This is a genomic window from Mesorhizobium sp. NBSH29, from assembly GCF_015500055.1.
Taxonomy (GTDB): domain Bacteria; phylum Pseudomonadota; class Alphaproteobacteria; order Rhizobiales; family Rhizobiaceae; genus Neomesorhizobium.
Genome location: NZ_CP045492.1, coordinates 3,202,349 through 3,221,148, shown reverse-complemented (window position 1 = coordinate 3,221,148; position 18,800 = coordinate 3,202,349). Strand labels below are relative to the sequence as shown.

17 protein-coding genes are annotated in these 18,800 nt (G+C 59.0%); 9 read left to right on the top strand and 8 right to left on the bottom strand.

Going from position 1 to position 18,800, the window contains the following annotated elements:
• Positions 1-114 precede the first annotated feature (114 nt).
• Both GA830_RS15970 and GA830_RS15965 read left to right on the top strand, forming a co-directional pair.
• The gene (locus GA830_RS15970; RefSeq protein WP_195162771.1) at positions 115-1,689 is read left to right on the top strand and encodes a trimethylamine methyltransferase family protein; all 1,575 of its coding nucleotides are present in this window, start codon (positions 115-117) and stop codon (positions 1,687-1,689) included.
• Between the two features lie 89 nt (positions 1,690-1,778).
• A complete protein-coding gene (locus GA830_RS15965) occupies positions 1,779-2,459 on the top strand; it encodes a 4Fe-4S dicluster domain-containing protein (protein WP_195165000.1) in 681 nt (226 codons plus the stop codon).
• Positions 2,460-2,504: 45 nt separating this feature from the next.
• Here GA830_RS15965 and GA830_RS15960 read toward each other — a convergent pair whose 3' ends face one another.
• A complete protein-coding gene (locus tag GA830_RS15960; RefSeq protein WP_195162770.1) occupies positions 2,505-3,323 on the bottom strand; it encodes an SH3 domain-containing protein in 819 nt (272 codons plus the stop codon).
• Between the two features lie 294 nt (positions 3,324-3,617).
• Here GA830_RS15960 and GA830_RS15955 point away from each other — a divergent pair, with 294 nt between their 5' ends.
• Complete coding sequence (locus GA830_RS15955; RefSeq protein ID WP_195162769.1) at positions 3,618-4,166, top strand: hypothetical protein; 549 nt, start codon at positions 3,618-3,620, stop codon at positions 4,164-4,166.
• A 17-nt stretch (positions 4,167-4,183) separates the two neighbouring features.
• Here GA830_RS15955 and bmt read toward each other — a convergent pair whose 3' ends face one another.
• Positions 4,184-5,203: a betaine--homocysteine S-methyltransferase gene (bmt, locus tag GA830_RS15950; RefSeq protein WP_195162768.1), complete on the bottom strand. Its 1,020-nt coding sequence runs from the start codon at positions 5,201-5,203 to the stop codon at positions 4,184-4,186.
• A gap of 58 nt (positions 5,204-5,261) precedes the next feature.
• Positions 5,262-6,122 carry a helix-turn-helix domain-containing protein gene (locus tag GA830_RS15945; RefSeq protein ID WP_195162767.1) on the bottom strand — a complete coding sequence of 287 codons (861 nt, stop codon included), beginning with the start codon at positions 6,120-6,122 and terminating at the stop codon, positions 5,262-5,264.
• A gap of 174 nt (positions 6,123-6,296) precedes the next feature.
• Between GA830_RS15945 and GA830_RS15940 the strand changes: the two genes are divergently transcribed.
• Together GA830_RS15940 and GA830_RS15935 are read left to right on the top strand one after the other, a co-directional pair.
• Positions 6,297-7,322 (top strand): fatty acid desaturase, encoded by a 1,026-nt coding sequence (locus GA830_RS15940; RefSeq protein ID WP_195162766.1) that lies wholly within the window; start codon positions 6,297-6,299, stop codon positions 7,320-7,322.
• A gap of 40 nt (positions 7,323-7,362) precedes the next feature.
• Complete coding sequence (locus GA830_RS15935; protein WP_195162765.1) at positions 7,363-8,073, top strand: phosphate/phosphite/phosphonate ABC transporter substrate-binding protein; 711 nt, start codon at positions 7,363-7,365, stop codon at positions 8,071-8,073.
• Between the two features lie 33 nt (positions 8,074-8,106).
• On the opposite strand, the gene GA830_RS15930 is transcribed toward GA830_RS15935, so the two are convergent.
• From GA830_RS15930 to GA830_RS15920, 3 genes are all read right to left on the bottom strand, one after another.
• Positions 8,107-8,841 (bottom strand): NYN domain-containing protein, encoded by a 735-nt coding sequence (locus tag GA830_RS15930; RefSeq protein ID WP_195162764.1) that lies wholly within the window; start codon positions 8,839-8,841, stop codon positions 8,107-8,109.
• Positions 8,842-8,908: 67 nt separating this feature from the next.
• Entirely contained in the window at positions 8,909-11,479 is a 2,571-nt protein-coding gene (locus GA830_RS15925; protein WP_195162763.1) for a GcvT family protein, read from the bottom strand.
• Between the two features lie 43 nt (positions 11,480-11,522).
• Positions 11,523-13,103, bottom strand: a complete 1,581-nt coding sequence (locus GA830_RS15920) for a trimethylamine methyltransferase family protein (protein WP_195162762.1) — start codon at positions 13,101-13,103, stop codon at positions 11,523-11,525.
• A gap of 95 nt (positions 13,104-13,198) precedes the next feature.
• On the opposite strand from GA830_RS15920, the gene solA reads away from it, so the two are divergent.
• The 4 genes from solA to GA830_RS15900 all read left to right on the top strand — a co-directional run bounded on the left by solA (position 13,199) and on the right by GA830_RS15900 (position 16,386).
• The gene (solA, locus tag GA830_RS15915; protein WP_195162761.1) at positions 13,199-14,332 is read left to right on the top strand and encodes an N-methyl-L-tryptophan oxidase; all 1,134 of its coding nucleotides are present in this window, start codon (positions 13,199-13,201) and stop codon (positions 14,330-14,332) included.
• Positions 14,333-14,364: 32 nt separating this feature from the next.
• A complete protein-coding gene (locus GA830_RS15910; protein ID WP_195162760.1) occupies positions 14,365-14,502 on the top strand; it encodes a hypothetical protein in 138 nt (45 codons plus the stop codon).
• A gap of 52 nt (positions 14,503-14,554) precedes the next feature.
• Positions 14,555-15,931: an aspartate aminotransferase family protein gene (locus tag GA830_RS15905; RefSeq protein ID WP_195162759.1), complete on the top strand. Its 1,377-nt coding sequence runs from the start codon at positions 14,555-14,557 to the stop codon at positions 15,929-15,931.
• A gap of 98 nt (positions 15,932-16,029) precedes the next feature.
• The gene (locus GA830_RS15900) at positions 16,030-16,386 is read left to right on the top strand and encodes a hypothetical protein (RefSeq protein WP_195162758.1); all 357 of its coding nucleotides are present in this window, start codon (positions 16,030-16,032) and stop codon (positions 16,384-16,386) included.
• Positions 16,387-16,645: 259 nt separating this feature from the next.
• Here GA830_RS15900 and mmsB read toward each other — a convergent pair whose 3' ends face one another.
• Positions 16,646-17,533 (bottom strand): 3-hydroxyisobutyrate dehydrogenase, encoded by an 888-nt coding sequence (gene mmsB / locus GA830_RS15895; protein ID WP_195162757.1) that lies wholly within the window; start codon positions 17,531-17,533, stop codon positions 16,646-16,648.
• 25 nt (positions 17,534-17,558) lie between these two features.
• The gene (locus GA830_RS15890) at positions 17,559-18,725 is read right to left on the bottom strand and encodes an isobutyryl-CoA dehydrogenase (protein WP_195162756.1); all 1,167 of its coding nucleotides are present in this window, start codon (positions 18,723-18,725) and stop codon (positions 17,559-17,561) included.
• Between the last annotated feature and the right edge of the window lie 75 nt (positions 18,726-18,800).

Sequence of the window (18,800 nt, the reverse complement as noted above, 5' to 3'; positions counted from 1 at the left end):
TTGCGACATGCCTTGGCGCTGCCGGGCCGTTTCGGTTATGGGCGGTCACTACGATCCGGCGATAGTGATGCGGGCGCGGCCCTTTTGAGTTAGAACAGGCTAAGGATGAGTTTGATGGAAGACAACCCTCAGGCGGGGCAGGAAGCCTCCAATGCACGGCGCGGGCGTGCTGCGAGCGGCGGGGCAGCGGCCCGACGGGCGGCGCGAACCGGTGGCGGTCCGGGCATTCAGCAGACCTATATCAACCGCAAGATCAACGTCTACGAGGTTCTCGACGAAGAGGGGCTAGCGCTGATCGAGAAGAACGCAGACACGGTACTGGAAGAAATCGGCATTGAGTTTCGCGATGACGCCGAGGCACTTGCGCTGTTCAAGGCAGCAGGGGCGGATATTCGCGGCGAGCGCGTGCACTTTCCGCGCGGGCTACCGCGGTCGCTTCTGAAGACCGCGCCGTCGACCTACACTCAGCATGCTCGTAATCCCGAGCGGTCGGTCGAGATCGGTGGTAAGGCGACCGTGTTTGCGCCGGTCTATGGCCCTCCCTTCGTGCGCGATCTCGACGGAAACCGCCGTTATGCGACCATTGAGGATTTCCGCAATTTCGTGAAGCTGGCCTATATGGCGCCATCGATCCACCATTCGGGTGGAACGGTGTGCGAGCCTGTCGACGTGCCTGTTAACAAGCGGCATCTCGACATGGTCTATGCCCATATTAAATATTCCGACAAGCCGTTTATGGGGTCGGTGACGGCGCCTGAGCGTGCCGAAGACACGGTCGAGATGGCGAAGCTTGTCTTCGGTGCGGACTTTGTCGACCAGAACACGGTGTTAACCAGCCTGATAAACGCCAACTCACCAATGGTGTTTGACGAAACCATGTTGGGCGCGCTGAAGGTCTACGCGCGCAACAACCAGGCCTGCATCGTGACGCCCTTCATTCTTGCTGGCGCGATGAGCCCCGTTACCGTTGCCGGAACGCTCACACAGGTTCTGGCCGAAGTGCTGGCCGGTGCTTCGCTGACACAGCTCATCCGGCCCGGCGCGCCGGTCCTGTTCGGTACCTTTGCATCGTCAATTTCGATGCAGTCGGGTGCGCCGACCTTTGGCACGCCGGAACCATCGTTGGTGTCGTATGGCGCAGCGCAGCTGGCGCGGCGCGTGGGGCTGCCATTTCGTACCGGAGGGTCGCTGTGCGCATCGAAGGTGCCAGATGCGCAGGCCGCTTATGAAAGCGCCAATACGCTTAATTCAACGCTGCTTGCCGGCGCTAATTTCGTGCTGCATTCAGCCGGGTGGCTCGAAGGCGGGCTCGCGTCCTGCTACGAAAAATTCATGATGGACATCGACCAGCTCGGCATGGCGCAGAAGCTTGCCGAGGGTGTTGACCTTTCCGAAAACGGTCAGGCAATGGACGCCATCCGACAAGTCGGACCGGGCAGCCATTATCTCGGCTGCGATCATACCCAGGCAAACTTTCAGTCTGCCTTCTATCGTTCGTCGATCGCTGACAACAATTCCTATGAACAGTGGCTTGCCGAGGGCGAGAAGACCGCCCCACAGCGCGCCAATGATCTGGCGCGGCGCTGGCTGGAGACCTATGAGGCGCCGCCGCTCGACAGTTCCATCGATGAGGCGTTGCAAGACTTCATCGCCCGCAAGAAGGCGTCGATGCCCGACGCCTTCACCTGAAAGGAGCCCGATTCAGGCGGGGCTAAAGTCGCCGACATCATCCATAAGGAAGTCTGGCGCAGCGCATTCCGCAAGCCGGAGGGAAAATGATGCGCGCCGCTGCGCTCGATGCGGTGTCGGAGTCCCTGAATACCAGCGGCATGATCCTCCGCGGCGGGTTCAATTTCGGAACTAACGAGGACGCGCCAGCAGGCCCCAAGGGAAGGCGGGCCGCGTCGGTGCTGCTGGTGGGACAGGCGGGTGCGCCACCTTGGCCACATTTCCAGCGCTGGCGGGCGGGTCAGCCGATTGACCTTGCTGATCCGCTCGATAGCTTTTCCAGGCACGTGATCGGCACGGTGGCGGCAAAAGTTTCAGCGCGTGCGGTATCGCCGTCCGACCGTCCATTCTTGCCATTCCAGAGCTGGGCTATGCGTGCCGAAGGTTTGCATCCGTCACCGCTCGGAATTCTGATGCATCCGAAGTACGGACTTTGGCATGCCTATCGCGGTGCGCTTCTGTTTGATCATGAGATCGCGATTCAAACGCCTCAGGATGTGATTCACCTTTGCGACCTATGTGTCGGAAAACCTTGCATGAAAGCTTGTCCGGTCGATGCGCACACCGGTACCGGGTTCGCCTATCACTCATGCATTGATCACGTCCGAGGCCCTACTGGCGCGCCGTGCCGTGACGGCGGTTGCCTGGATCGGAACGCTTGCCCCCATGGAACGCACTATCGCTATCCTGCAGAGGTCCAAGCATTTCACATGGCAGCTTTTCTGGGCTGAAGCGACAAGAGGTGACCAAGGCAGGCTTTGAAACAAGGGGAGTATCTAGTTAGTGCGCAAAAAGCCCTTATAGATCCAGCCGCGCTGTTTTTTGTAGACGATCTCACACCAGGATTTGCAGCCGACGACGTCAACGCTTGCATTGGCCGGTACGACGCCGATCACCTTGGCTTTGTCGGTGCCGCTGGCGCGCATGTTGACGGCGGTTTTTATGCGGCCGGGGCGAGTGTCTTCGGCCTCGGCAATTGCTGGCTCTTCCACGACTTTGGCAGATGGTTCGGTGGCATCAGAGGCTGGAAGTTCCTTGCGCGGCGCAGCGGTTGGCAGTGGTACAGGAACGTTCGGTGAAATCACTGCGGCGGTTACCACAGTATCTTTATTGTCCGACGTAGCTTGTGCCGGTTCGGCATCGAGCGCCAACAGCATTGAGTCCGTGGCACGTTCAATACGGTTTGCATTCAACGGATTTTTAGCGGCAGGTTCGGAGGTTGTCGTGTCAGTGGCTCCGCTCTGGAACACCGCTGGTGAGGGTGTATTTGCGGGTTCCACGGCCGGCGTACCTTGAATAATCACCGGCTTGGGTGGTGACACCGCCGCAACAATTTCAGTTGGCTCTGCGGGGCTGGTGGCTACCATGGGCTCGGCTTCAGTGCCCGATCCCGCGGTCTTATTCACCACGAAAGCTCCCAGCACGCCAACCGCAAGAAGCACCACGACGCCAAATCCAGCTGCTGCCCGTGGGTCACCAGCCGCATGAAGCGGGCTTTTGACAGTCAGTTGCAGGGGCTGGCTTTCGGGCGCATGCCAACGCTGGTGCCTCCGTTCTGCAGTTGTCTCGATTTTACCGCCGTTTAGGCTCTGCACATGAAACTCCACGCTGTCACATCCCGGCCAAAACATCCCCCAACGCTGGCTGGCGATGTGCTCCTTGCGCGGAAACAACCGGGTTGCCCAGCCGTGTTTCCCTCATGCGCAACTTGGGAGCCGAATATGGCGATGGCGTGACGGTTCGTCATCTCTCCCCTGTATGCAAGGGTTCAGGGGTTGTGTTGTCTTTTGGTGGCAAACTTCGGTTGTATTTTAGCCATTCCGGGAATGAGATTGCAGTTTTTTGTGTGTACAACTTCCGGCAATGCTGTTTTCCAAGGGGACTTATCAATGCTTATCTCAGGCTTAACATCCGGATTGAAGCCGGTCGTCAACGGTTCTGGCGGGGTGATATCTGACATAGTCGGCGGACTGCTGCCAGGCTTGTCCAAGCCGAACGTGCCGCCTGTCTTGCTGCCAACGCTACCGGGCAGTGGCGTTCAGCCAGGCGATGGTGATGTGACTGATCCGGGCGAGGGAACCGGCACTCCACCTGGCGGTTCGACTGGACAGACGGGCAGTTCTACGCCACGGCCTCCGCTCAAACCAGAACCGGCGAACGGCAATGTTGCATTTGCCGACGACGTCGAGCCGGGAAAGGTTGATATCAATCAAGCCCGCGAGGCGGCAATGGCAACATTACGTAAGGAACGATTTCGATTGATGCTGGAAGAGATTGCCAATCCGCGCACTGCCGAGGTTCTCGCCCTGATGCGGCCAGAAAAAACCAGTGAAGGTTTGAAGGCTGCATCTGCCGAATACGCCGAGAATGGCGCATCGCCGGAAGCGGCCAACCGGCCGGCAAAACTTGCTTCGGCCCTTGGCGCCGACAGCAAGTAGGTTTTACACTGGCGACTTTAGACGCGTGACCGGCGCCGCTCGCGGCGTTGGTCGCTGGTCTCGGTGGTGTTTTCGACCGCCTGCTTGTTGCGCAATGGGCCGATACGCTCGACGATATTTTCAATTGTCGGGCGCTGCTGTTTCTCGTGGCTGTCGAGTGCCACCCGCATTGCGGCCAGATGCGTAAACGACGTGCCGCAACAGCCGCCGATGATCTTTGCGCCACTATCGATGGCAAGCCGCACATAATCCGCCATCAATTCCGGTGTTCCAGAATAGTGGATCTCGGTACCGTGGAATTGCGGAATGCCACAATTCCCCTTCACGATCACGGTTGCTTCAGGCTTGGCTTCAGTCATGTCGAGCAGCGAGGCGAGGATATCGGACGCTCCGACACCGCAATTGGCGCCGACACCAATCGGCTTTTGCGCGATGCCGTCGACAACACCGTGAATGTCCTTCGGCAAAAGTCCCATCATCGTGCGGCCAGCTGTGTCGAAGGAGCCGGTGTAGGTGTATGGCAAGCCAACGCGGATCGCTGCTTCTGCCGCGGCACGGATTTCGTCGGGCGCCGACATGGTTTCGATCCAGGCGACTTCTGCGCCGCCGGCCTTCAGGCCCTCGATCTGTTCGGCGAAGGCTTCCACCGCCTCCTCATAGGTCAGCGCGCCAAGCGGCACCAGAAGCTCGCCGGTTGGGCCGACTGAGCCTGCGACGATCACCTTGCGGTCAGCCTTTTTGGCGACCGCGCCGGCGAGCTCTGCGGCGAGCTTGTTCAGTTCATGCACGCGATCCTGCGCGTGGTGCAGTTTCAGCCGATGGCGTGTGCCGCCGAAGGAATTGGTGAGAATGATGTCGGCGCCGGAATCAACGAAATTCTGGTGCAGGGCGGTGATGGTGTCTGGCGCGGTCACATTCAGAAGCTCCGGTGCCTCACCAGCCTCTAGGCCCATAGCAAACAGGTTTGTACCGGTCGCGCCATCGGCGAGCAGCACGCCTTTTTCGGCAATCAGGGCGGCAATCGGGTCGGCAGTCATGAAGCGCGCTTTCAAATAGTGGAACGAGACAAAGATATAAAGAAATCGTTATGTCGCGTCAATCGAAGGCAGGGCCCGTCATAGGGGAGGTCGACAGATCGCGGGCGAAGGCCGCCGCCTCATGGGCGTTGATCTCGGCGGCGCGGATCAGGTTGTCGAAGTGGCGGGTCAGTGTTCGCACCGGTTCGGTAGCATTCAGCACGAGGTACATGCCACCGACATAAATCGCGGCACGTATCGGCCCAAAGATCGTGTAAGGGATCGAGTAGCGCAAGCGGCCGTCGTACAGATAGAGCCGGAAGGTGGGATAAAGGTCGTCAAGCAATTGCGCCATGTGGGCCAGCTGCGCGCGCCGTGCCTCGACCGGGAAGTCCGACCAAACGCCCAATCCGCGCGCGAAAATCTCCAGCGTATGGCGGGGCATGCAGACTTCCATATCCGTCTCAGGGCGGCGGTTGTAATCGATGCGATACTGCGTTTCGCCGGCCTGTGAAGCGCGGCTGCGCTTGGTGATAGCCGCCTCATAGTCGATCAAAGCATCGGTGCGTAACAGGTCTGGAATGCCCGCCGGCACGTAGCGGATCTTCGTGCCGGCGGCCTCTGCATGCCATCTTGCCAGCAGAGTTGCGTCAAAACCGCCATCGCCTTCTTCGATCTCCAGGCTGGCGCGTAGCTCGCCAGTCAGGCCTTCGTCCTGGCTCAGCCCCAAGAGCCAGTCGAGCGAGACCTTGTGTTCAGATGCGATGTTGAGCAGCGTTTCGGCGCGCGGTAGCCGGGTTGAGGCGCCTGCCAGCAGCTGTGACAGTGCCGATCGGTCGATACCGACCGATGCCGCAAAGGCAGACTGGTTGACGCCGGAGCGGGCAACGAGAATTTTGAGACGCTCTCGGAAAAGTGTGGAGAGGTCGCGCTTGTCCATCAGTCTGTCCTCGTCGAACTTGAGCATATTGTTTACTAAGTGCAACAAACGGTGCGTAAGATGCAAACAATAAACATTTTATGCGCATTGTCGCGTTGAATCATATGCCTTCTACTGACAGCATTATGTCAGGAGCTGCTTCGACTCCCCGGTTTGAGGGAACCTTTCATACGCATGCCATCGTCACATGTAAGTGCGCAAAAATCTGTTCGTCCGAAAAAAGCCTTCCTTATTGAATGGCCAACTGTTGCCTTGACCGCTGCATGTTATGGCGTTTGGGCGGCTGCGGGGTTCTGGCTGTGGCCGGTTGCACCGCTTGCAGCGCTTGGTGTCATGGTTTTGTGCGTTGCATTGCATTCTTCGCTTTGTCACGAAGTGCTGCATGGGCATCCCACCCGTAATGCGTTGATCAATGAGGCCTTCGTCTTTTTGCCGATCGGTGTGGTTTGGCCCTATCGTCGTTTCAAAACGCTGCATTTGCGCCATCATGCGGATGAACGGCTGACGGATCCGCTCGACGATCCTGAAAGTTATTACCGGGCTCTGTGGCAGCATGAGGCGTTGCCGCGCTGGATGGTGAGGCTTCTGGCGATCAACAATACGATGGTCGGGCGTTTTTTCCTTGGCCCATGGCTGTCGGTCGCGGGCTTTGTTATTGATGACGCGGGGATGCTGATTAGCAACCGCAGCATTCGCCAAGCTTGGCTATTGCATTTGGCGGGGCTGGTCGTGGTGCTTCCGGTGGTGATTTATGGGTTCGGCATCCCGCTGTGGATCTATGTGCTTGGTCCGGTCTGGTTTGGCCAGTCGATCATTGCTATCCGCACCTTTGCCGAACACCAGTGGTCGGAGCGGCCCGAAGGGCGCACGATCATTGTCGAGCGCACGCCTTTGTCGCTGCTGTTCCTCAACAACAATCTGCATTTCGTTCACCACAAGACCCCGACCACGGCCTGGTATCTGTTGCCGCAGATATTTGCCGCTCGGCGGTCCGAATGGGTTCGTATGAACAATGGCTATGTGTTTTCCAATTATTGGCAGCTGATCAAATGCTATGCATTCCGCGCCAAGGAGCCGGTGGTTCACCCGGTTCTGCGCCGGGCGCCCGAGCCCGGCCGGGCCTTCCAGCCGCGCGTGCGGGCGCGCAATGTCGCCGGCCTCGGCACAGCGCCTGTGCCGGCAAAACCTGCCAAGGAATAGCTCGCTTGCCTTTGGTGGATGTTGTGCCAGACAGGGTGATATGACCTCACTGATTGCCGCCTTGCCGATGTATGACTGGCCCGAAGTTCGCGCCGAAACGGACGCGCAATGGGCACGGCTTCGCGATGCGCTTCGCGACGTCGGCGTCGATGCACCTGACGCACTCACCCGCGATGTTGCCGACCTACAGGCGCTCTGGCGCAATCCACAGCTTCTGCTCTCGCAAACCTGCTGGGGGCCGATGGAGCTTGGTCTTGCCGATCATGTCCAGCTTGTCGGCCAGCCCAGCTATGACGGAATCGAGGGCGGGCAGGGGATTTTCTACTCCAGCGCGCTGGTGATGCGGCGGGGCGAGGGCGCATTGCAGACTCCCACCGGCCAGCCAATCCTGCCGCTTGACCTCATGGCAGGCAAACGCCTCGCCTTCAACAGCCCCGATTCCATGTCGGGCATTATCGGTCTGGCGCGCGATCTCGCCGCCGCTGTAAAAAACCTCGACCTTTTTTCCGCCCGTATCGAAACCGGCGGTCACCGCGCCTCGGTTATCGCCGTGGCCGAAGGTCACGCCGACATCGCAGCCATCGACTGCCGCAGCTGGAGTCTGGCGAAGAAGTTCGAGCCCGCCGCGGCAGGACTGCAGGCGGTAGGCTGGACTGCTGCGCGCAAGGGTCTGCCGTATATTGCCAGCCAGGCCATGTCGGTGGACACGGTTGAAGTCTTGCGCAGCGTTATGGAATCGCAGCTAAATTAGGACAGCGACGCTTGTGGGTAGTGCAACAGCGGCTCATTTGCGAGTGGTCGTCTTGAGGCGAACACGCATTCCTCCCCCTGTCGGGAGCTCGACGTCGAAAGCACCGGTCTTTTTCATCAGATCACTCAGGCTTCGAGAGCCGAACGTCCGAGGATCGAAGTCTGACGTGAAATTGGCGAGCCTGTTACCGACCATGCCAAGCAACACCCAGCCGTCTTCACTATCCATCTCTTCGATAACCTTCCGGATAACAGGCACAGCAGCTCTCGGCGGCATCAGCGGCGTGGTGGCTTCTTGAGGGGCAGCAGCACTGGACGCCTGAGCGGGTAGCAGGTTTTCCGTGTAAATGAACCGGCGGCAGGCCTGGCGGAAGCTCTCGGGCGTCTTCTGCTCGCCAAAGCCGTAGACGTCGATGCCCTGTTCGCGGATTCGCGAAGCAAGTCTTGTGAAGTCGCTATCGGAAGAGACCAGACAGAAGCCGTCGAGCCGACCGGCGTGCAGCAGGTCCATGGCATCGATTACCAGAGTGATATCGGCGGCGTTCTTGCCCTTGATGTAGGCAAACTGTTGTTGGGGAATGATGGCGTGCCTCGACAGCGTGTTTTCCCACGCCTTTGAATGGGGGCTTGAAAAATCACCGTAGATCCGCCGCACGCTGGCTTCGCCGATCTTGGCGATTTCCTCGAACAGGCCATCGGCGATCTTGGCCGAGGCGTTGTCAGCGTCAATCAGGACGGCAAGACGCGGTGAACGTGGTTCGGTAGGCAATTGGTCTTCCTCCAGTGTTTTTGGCGGGTGTCAATCTCAGTTCCGGCACCCTAACACAGAGGCACACTTACCCCCGCATCTTGCCGCCCTCTGGGTCGAAAGGTGGCTGCACATTGATTTTCGCCGGGCAGCGGCGGCCCAGAATTTCGATCTCGAACAGACCGTCGCTTTCGTTCTCGGCAAGGGCTGCTGGCACATAGCCTTGCGCCATCGACTTTTCGACGTAATGCGCATAGCCGCCGGAGGTGACCCAGCCCACCACGCGCCAGTCGCCATCGACGATGCCGCGCACGGCGGAGGAATCGTTTGAAGCGGATGAGAAGGTGACTTCGTTGCCTGAGACATCAAAGCGCGGCGCGCCATAACCATGTGGTTTTTCGACCGTGCCGTAATCGGTGGAGACTTTGGCCCAGATGGGTTCGTCGCCCATCACATCGGCATTGTCGGCCTCGACTATGAACGACACGCGGCGCAGCTTTGGGCCGGCTTCCAGCTCTTTGGCGGCTGCTTCGCGGCCAATGAAGTCGTTCTTTTCCATCTTGACGAAGCGGTCCATGCCACCTTCGAAGGGTCCATAGATAGGGCGGAGTTCGCGGAACCATGTCGGAAAATTTTTTTCCAGCCGCATGGAAAGAAGCGCGCGCATGCCGAAATCGACGATGCCGAACTCTTCGCCAGCCTCTTTGATCGCCTGATAGACAAGCCGCTGATAGGCGGGCGCCATCCACAATTCATAGCCGAGATCACCGGTATAGGTAATGCGGTTGACCATGCAGGGCGCGCCGCCGACTGCCATCTCGCGGAAATCCATGAAGCGGAAGGCGGTTGAGGACACGTCAGTATCAACGAGCTTTTGCAACAGTTTTTGGCTGTTGGGGCCGGCGATGGACAGGCCTACCAGCGTTTGGTCGAAGCGGTGAAGGCGCACTGAGCCATCTTTGGGTAGGTGCTTTTCAAACCAGCGCATATGGTATTTCTGCGCGGCAGATGAGCCCCAGATCATGAATTTTTCAGCGTCTGTTTTTGCTATGGTGAAGTCGCCGATCAGCTTGCCGAATTCATTCAACATCGGGGTCAGTACGATGCGGCCCTGTTTGGGCATGCGGTTCGTCATCAGGCGGTTGAGGAAGTCTTCCGCAGCTGGGCCTGAGACTTCATATTTGGCGAAGTTGGCGATTTCGGTCACGCCGACACTGTTTCGCGTGGCGCGGACTTCATTGCCGACATGCTCGAAATCGTTGGAGCGGTGGAAGGAGACGATATCTTTTGGCTCGGTGCCTTTGGGGGCAAACCAGAGCGGCGTTTCCAGGCCCCAGCTGTCGCCCATCACCGCATTGTTTGCGCGCATTGTGTCGTAAAGCGGGGTGGTCTGTGCGGGGCGGGCGGCCGGGAGTTCCTCGTTGGGGAAGCGGATCGAAAAGCGGCGCGAGTAATTTTCACGCACCTTGGCGTTGGTGTAGCGCAGGCCTGCCCATTCGCCAAAGCGGGTAACATCCATGCCCCATACGTCGAAACCCGGATCGCCGTGCACCATCCAGTTGGACAGCGCCAAACCAACACCGCCGCCTTGGCTGAAGCCCGCCATGACCGCGCAGGCGCACCAGAAATTGGTCAGTCCCTGCACCGGGCCTACCAAAGGATTGCCGTCGGGCGCGAAGGTGAAGGGTCCGTTGATGATCTGCTTGATGCCGGCCTTCTCGATGCCAGGAAAATGGCGGAAGCCGACTTCTAAAGAGGGCGCAATGCGATCCAGATCTGGAGCTAAAAGCTCATGGCCGAAATCCCCCGGTGTGTTGACCGGTGACCAGGGTTTTGCAGCCTTTTCATAGGTGCCGAGCAGCACGCCATTGCGTTCTTGGCGCGTGTAGATCTCGCCTTTGAAGTCGATGACGCCAATCATCTCACGGCCGGTCGATTTGTTGAATTCTTCCACTTCCGGCATTGGCTCGGTCAGAAGATACATGTGTTCCATCGCCAGCAAGGGCAGTTCCACACCCACCATGCGCCCGATCTCACGCGCCCACAGGCCTCCGCAATTGACCACATGTTCGGCGCGAACGGTGCCTTGTTCGGTGACCACATTCCATGTGCCATCGGCATCCTGCGTCAGTTCCTTGACCGGATTGCGCAGAACGATTTCTGCGCCCAGTTTCTTGGCCGCCTTGGCATAGGCGTGGGTGGTGCCGGAAGGATCAAGATGCCCTTCGACCGGGTCCCACATGGCGCCAACGAAATGGCTTTCATCCATAAGCGGGAACATCGCCTTGGCTTCGGAGGGCGTGATCAGTTCCGTTTCCATGCCAAGGTAACGGCCTTTGGCGTGCGACAGGCGCAGGAAATCCATGCGCTCTGGCGTATCGGCCAGCATCACGCCACCTGTCAGATGCAGCCCGCAGGACTGGCCGGAAAGCTCCTCCAGCTCACGGTAGAGCTGCACGGTATAGGCCTGGAGTTTTGCGACATTCGGGTCGCCATTCAGGGTATGGAAGCCGCCCGCTGCATGCCAGGATGAGCCGGAAGTCAGCTCTGATCGCTCGATCAGCATGATGTCCTTCCAGCCCGCTTTGGCCAGATGGAAAAGCACCGAGCAACCCACAACGCCGCCACCAATAACGACCGCTTTAACATTAGTTTTCATGAGGATAGGCCCGTGATGTGAGAATATGATTCAATTTTCTAAATTAGAAATCTGTCGGTGCGCCGCCTTCAGCCGTGCGGCGGGCAACGAAGTCGTTGATTTCTTCGCGAATGGCAGGGTCGATCGCTGGTTCCTCGTAGGTGGCGAGGCGCTCTTTCCAGACGCGGTTGGCGCGGTCGATTGCAGTCGGGCTTCCAGCTTCTGCCCAGCTTTCGAAATTGCGCCAATCTGAAATGATGGGCGAGTAGAATGCTGTCTTGTAACGATCTTGCGTGTGTTGGGTGCCGAAAAAATGGCCGCCAGGACCGACGCTCTCAATCGCATCGAAGCCGAGCGCATCGTCCGATAGATCGAGCGGGGTGAGGAATTCCGCCACCATTTGCAGCATGTCGATATCCAGAATGGTTTTCTCGAAGGAGCAGCGCAAGCCGCCTTCCAGCCAGCCTGCAGCGTGCATCATCAAATTGCCGCCGCCCTGTATTGCGCCCCAAAGCGAGAAGGCGCTTTCATAGGCGGCCTGCGCATCTACGGTGTTGGCCGCGCAGGTATTCGATGTGCGGTAGGGAATGTTGTAGCGCCGCGCCAACTGACCGCCGACAAGCTGGGCTTTCATATATTCAGGTGTGCCGAAAGCTGGCGCGCCGGATTTCATGTCGACATTGGAGGTGAAGCCGCCATAGGCCACTGGCGTGCCTTTTCGAACCATTTGCGCGAAAGCGATGCCTGAGAGTGCTTCGGCATTCTGCTGCACCAGCGCGCCGGCGATGGTGACGGGGGCCATCGCACCGGAAAGCGTGAAGGGTGTAATGACCACCGGCTGGCCCATCGACGCCATCTGGATGATGCCTTCCATCATAGGCACATCCAATTTGAGCGGGGAGTTGGTGTTGATGATGGTGAACACTGAGGGTTCGGCAATCATCTGCTCATGGCTGATGCCGCGGGCGATGCGCGTTAGCTCGATGCCATCGACATTGCGTTCTTTGCCCAGCGAATAGATGTGGAAGACCTTATCGGTCAGGAGTGCAAGATCGCGGATACATTCGAGATGGCGCACGGAGGGGTGAATGTCGATCGGTTCCACAGGATAGCCGCCGGTGCAGTTCAAAATATTGTGCATCTGCGCCAAGCGCAGGAAGTTGCGATAGTCGTTCTGGTTTCCAGGGCGTCGCCCGCCATCCATATCCGAACAATTGGGGGCCGATGCCATCATGGAGATGATGAGGTTGTTGCCACCAAACTCCACATTATGCGCTGGGTTGCGGGCGTGCATGGTGAATTGCGATGGCGCGTGAGACACGAGTTCCAGAAGCATGTCACTATCAAAGCGCACGCGCTCGGTGCCTTCGCGCACGTCGGCGCCGTGTTCCTTCATGATCTGGCGCGCGCCATCATGCAGCACATCGACGCCGATCTCACGCAAGACGCGCAGCGAAGCGCGGTGGATTGATTCCAACTCATCGTCAGACACAAATCTGGTTGGCTGAAGCGGGTTTTTCAATTGCCGGAAAGCAGGCTGGTCAAAAGCTGAGGCACCACCAGCGCGTTTTCCAGCGCGGCCACCGCCGCGCCGTGCGCGGTCTTGCGTGGTTGCGGCGTCGGCCGTGTCTGCAACTGCGGTCATACTTGCCTCTTGATGATCCGAAATCTACCCGCATCATGGACCGGCAGACGCATGATGGTTGCGGATGCGACGACAACAAGCGCGAGGGATGCGACATGGCTGGATATGATGTTGCCGTGGTGGGCCTTGGGGCCATGGGCGCTGCAGCGCTTTATCACCTGGCTCGGCGCGGTGTGCGCGTCATGGGGCTCGAACAGTTTTCGCCCGGCCACGACAAGGGCTCGTCGCATGGCGAAAGCCGGGCCATCCGGCTCGGCTACTCCGAGCATCCCTCGTATGTTCCGCTGGTACGCAGCGCCTTTGAGAACTGGCATTCCCTGGAGCGCGATACGGGTGAAACGGTTCTCGTTAACACTGGAATTCTGGAAGCCGGCGTGCCCGGAAGCCCGATGGTCAAGGGCTCGGTCGATGCTTGCGTCGAACACGGTCTGGCTTTTGAGATGCTGGACGCGACTGAGGTTAGGCGACGTTTCCCGGGCGTGGTACTGCCTTTTGATCACACTGCCATCTGGCAAGGCGAGGGCGGTTTTCTCAAACCCGAACGCGCCAACGCGCTTCATCTCAAGCTGGCAACCGAGGCGGGCGCAGAAGTACGCACCCATACAAAAGTACTGGCGCTCGAACCTGGAAGCGCCAGTGTAAAACTCAGGCTCGGCGATGGCAGCGTGATCGAGACGGGATCGGTGATTGTCGCCGCCGGTGCATGGGCTAGTGATCTGGTGCCTGAGTTAAAGGATCTTCTTTTCATACAGCGGATGGTGTTGTGCTGGTACGAAACGCGTGCACCGGAACTTTTTGGGCTCGGCACGCTGCCCGTCTTTGCTATCGATAGCGGCGAGGACATTGTTTACGGGTTCCCGGATTTCGCCGGTACCGGTTTCAAATGCGCCTCGCATTATGGCAGCGGCGTCCTTGCCCATGCCGATGTCGCCCGCCAGGATGCCGGCCCCGACGATGAAGCGCGCACGCGCCGCTTCATCGAGCGCTATCTGCCGCAAGCCGCCGGCCGGCTCAGGGCGATGAAAACCTGCCTCTACACGATGACGAAGGACGAGGATTTTGTCATCGATCTGCTGCCCTCAGATCCACGCATCGTCGTTGCCTCGCCCTGTTCGGGCCACGGCTACAAATTCGCCAGTGTTATCGGCGCGGTGCTGGCCGATCTGTCGACGACGGGCAACACCGACCATGATATCAGCCGTTTCAGGATGGCACGGTTCAGCACTTGAACTCTGGGCTGCACGGCATAGGATCAACGGCCATGGCACTGTATCCTACAGAGGCATTCAGAATCGACCGTGAGTGCTTTGCAGGCTCTCAGCCTTCCGCGCGCACGCTTCACGCTGAACTGCTGCGCCTTTGCGCGCGCATCGGCTATTCGCCGCCTTCCTCTGTCTGACCGTCGCGCCGGCGCATGCCGCCGGATTGATTCAGGAAAGGGAACCAAGTCCATGACATATCAGAACTATTCGCTGGCGCAGTTGCAAGAGATCGATGCCGCGCATCATCTTCACCCGTTTACCGACCACAAGGAACTTCGGGCGTCTGGGTCGCGCATTATCACCCGCGCCGAGGGCGCCTATATCTATGACAGCGAGGGCACCGCCATTCTTGATGCGATGGCCGGGCTTTGGTGCGTGGCTGTCGGCTATGGCCGCGATGAACTGGCAGATGCCGCCGCTGCGCAAATGAAGGAACTGCCTTATTACAATTCATTCTTTCGTTGCTCGACGCCCAGCCCGGTGCTGCTGGCTAAAAAATTGGCCGAGATTGCGCCCAAAAACATCAATCAGGTTTTCTTTGGTTCGTCAGGGTCGGAGGCAAACGACACGGCGCTGCGGCTGGTCCGCCATTTCTGGGCGCTGGAGGGCAAGCCGGAAAAAAACCGCATCATCTCGCGCACCATGGCCTATCATGGCTCCACCATTGCCGGCACGTCGCTGGGCGGCATGGACGGGATGCACAACCAGCTTTATGGCGCGGTGCCCAACATCGTCCATGTCATGATGCCTTATGCCTTCGAGCTGGCACTGCCTGGCGAGAGCGATCACGATTTTGGATTGAGGGCGGCAAAGGCCATCGAGGATGCCATTGTCGAGGCCGGGCCGGAAAATGTCGCCGCTTTCATCGGTGAACCGATCCAGGGCGCGGGTGGTGTAAAAATCCCGCCTGCCAGCTACTGGCCGGAGGTTCAGCGCATCTGCCGCAAATATGATGTGCTGTTGATGCTCGACGAGGTTATCACCGGTTATGGCCGTACCGGCGCATGGTTTGCCGCTCAGTCGATGGGCATTGAGGCCGATACCATCACCACCGCCAAGGCGCTCACCTCCGGATATCAGCCACTGTCGGCCCTGCTGGTGGGCGACCGGATTGCCGCGACGTTGACCGAAAAAGGCGGTGAGTTTTATCACGGCTACACCTATTCAGGTCATCCGGTGGCCTGTGCGGTGGCGCTGAAAAACCTTGAGATCCTTGAACGTGAAGGTTTGATCGACCGTGTCAAATCCGACACCGGGCCGTATTTTGCCGAACAACTTCTGGCGCGGGTCGCACCGCACGGTCTGGTTGGCGAGGTGCGGACGTTCGGGTTGATGGGCGCAGTCGAGATCGTCAGCGACAAGAAAAGCCGGCAACGCTTTGCCGAACCGGGGTCGGCTGCAGTCATCATCCGTGACCATGCCATTGCCATCGGGTTAATGCTGCGTGCCACCGGCGACACGATGATCATGTCGCCGCCGTTGGTCTGGACCCGGGAGCATATAGATCTGGCTGTCGAGCGGCTGCTTCTGGCACTCGATCTTGCAGAGAACGATCTGCGCGGCTGAAACCACTGTCGCAAGTGACCGACAAAGCCGTGCTACCCTGTGGATTGGAACGTTGTGTTCATCACCACGTTCCACCTGCGGCTAAAGAGGAGTTTTCCATGACCATTCGAAAAAGCCGCAAGGCTTCGCGTGCCGGCTCCGACCTAGCCGCCAACCTGATGCTGGCACCGATGGTGGCTGCCATGCGCCTGCCGCTGATGGCTGCCGACACAAGCGGGATGGGAAAGGAAACGCAGCGCGCCATCCAAGAAAAGAGCGACGCCTTCGCAGAAGGGATCGTGGCGGCCCAGATGTCGCTGATCGACTCGGCGGGCAGTTTCTGGACTGACGCGCTGTCGGGAAAGGTGCCGGCGCTGTGGAGCGGGGAGGCTGTCGAGCGTTCATTGCGTGCCGCGCTTGTGCCTGCCGGCAAGCGCGTAAAAGCGAATTATCGGCGGTTGTCACCGAAGGGGTGAAAGCAGTTCAAACGGCAAAAACCGCGCCCTGAAAGGGAACGCGGCTTTGCCAACCGATACGCATGGCACTTCGCAACAATACTGGCGAAGGATACTGCTCCGGTACGCGAGACCTGATCCGGAGCGGTGGCGGCTTTTGATCGCCGCCATGCATTCGTTTTACCCCGACATCGTTACCGGGCGGTTATCGAGAGCTTAAGCAAACCTAAATTTGCGCGTTTTTCGACCGTCCGCGAACAAAAAAGCTTCGGTAAGCAGCTTACGCAGCGTCACCTCTCAGAAAATTCACGATGCCTGAGAAATCCGTGTCGGCGCCGCCTTGTTCGTTGAACTGGGCGTAAAGTTCTGCGGCATGAGCGCCAAGTGGTGTTGATGCTCCTGCGCTGCGGGCGGCTTCTTGCGACAGGTTCAGGTCTTTCAGCATCAGCGCGCCGGCAAAGCCTGGCTTATAGTTGCGGTTTGCGGGTGATGCCGGGACCGGGCCGGGTACCGGGCAATAGGTTGTTAGCGACCAGCATTGGCCGGAAGCCGTCGAGGCAACATCAAACAGCGCTTGATGTGAAAGGCCGAGTTTTTCGGCCAGCACGAATGCCTCGCTGACCCCGATCATCGAAATGCCGAGGATCATGTTGTTGCAAATCTTTGCTGCTTGACCGGCCCCGACATCACCGCAATGGACGACACGACCTGCCATCGGCTTCAACACCGGCTCGGCCATCGCGAAAGCCTCCACCTTGCCGCCGGCCATGAAGGTGAGCGTGCCCGCACTTGCGCCCCCCGTTCCGCCCGAAACAGGCGCATCGACTGACATCAGGCCGTGCCGTGCGGCAGTCTCATGGGCCTCCCGGGCTGAGTCCACATCAATGGTCGAGCAATCGATCATCAGCACGCCGCTGCCGGCTTTCGGTGCGATCTCATGATAGACGGAGAGCACATGTTTGCCGGCGGGCAACATCGTGATGATGATGGCGGCGCCTTCAATGGCTTTGATTGCGCTTTCAGCCACCGTCACGCCGTTTTCGGTCGCCGTCGCGAGATTGTCGGCCAAAAGATCAAAACCCCGCACTTCATGTCCGGCCTTGACCAGATTGGCGGCCATGGGATTGCCCATATTGCCGAGGCCGATGAAAGCGATTTTTTTGGTCATGAGATTTTCCTCCGGGAAAAAAACGTCAGCGTCCAATCAGGGCGCGAGCGATGATGACGCGCATGATCTCATTGGTGCCCTCCAGAATCTGGTGGACGCGCAGGTCGCGCACCAGTTTTTCGACGCCATAATCGTGCAGATAGCCATAACCGCCATGCACCTGCAGTGCATTGTTGGCGACCGTAAAGCCTGTATCCGTAACAAATCGCTTTGCCATAGCCGACCATTTGCCGGCATCAGGTGCCTTCCGGTCGAGTTTTGCAGCAGCGGTATAAAGCAGCATTCTCGCTGCCTGGAGTTCGGTTTCCATATCAGCCAGCTTGAACTGGAGCGCCTGGAACTGGTCGATGGCCTTGCCGAATGCCTTGCGTTCGCTGGCATAACCAAGCGCCTTGTCGAGCGCCGATTGCGCGCCGCCAAGTGAGCAGGCTGCAATGTTGAGCCTGCCGCCATCGAGCCCTGACATGGCGATGCGAAAGCCAGCACCTTCGCCCGAGAGCATGTTTGCAGCCGGAACCTTGCAATCTTCAAAGATCACCTGGCGGGTGGACTGCATATGCCAGCCCATCTTGTTCTCCAACGGACCGAATGACAGGCCTGGCGCATCCTTTGGGATGACGATGGTGGAAATGCCACCGGCACCGTCGCCGCCGGTGCGCACCATGGTGACGTAGACATCAGAATCGCCCGCGCCGGAGATGAACTGCTTGGTGCCGTTCAAGACATAATCATCACCTGACCGTGTGGCGCGGGTTTTTAGCGCTGCCGCGTCCGACCCTGATCCTGGCTCGGTCAGGCAATAGCTGCCAAGCCACTCCATCGACGTCATTTTGGGCAAAAAGCGCTGGCGCTGCTCTTCATCACCAAATGTGTCGATCATCCAGGCTGTCATGTTGTGGATCGAGATAAAGGACGCGAAGGCCGGGCAGGCCTGCGAAAGCGCCTCGAACACCAGCACGGCATCCAGCCGCCCCAACCCCGAGCCACCAACATCGTCGCGGGTATAAATGCCGCCGAGCCCAAGCGCACCGGTCTCTCGAATCACATCGCCTGGGAAATGGCGCTCAATGTCCCATTGCAGCGCATGCGGGGCGACACGGTCCTCGGCAAAGGCTTTGGCCATGTCCTGGATGGCACGCTGGTCGCTGTTCAGCTCAAACTGCCCGGTGTCATTGTCTACAACGGCGTCCATCGTGTCCTCCATGACGTATTTGACCTATGCGCGCGGCGCAATCTAGACCAATGATGCCGCCGTGCAAGCTAGCGC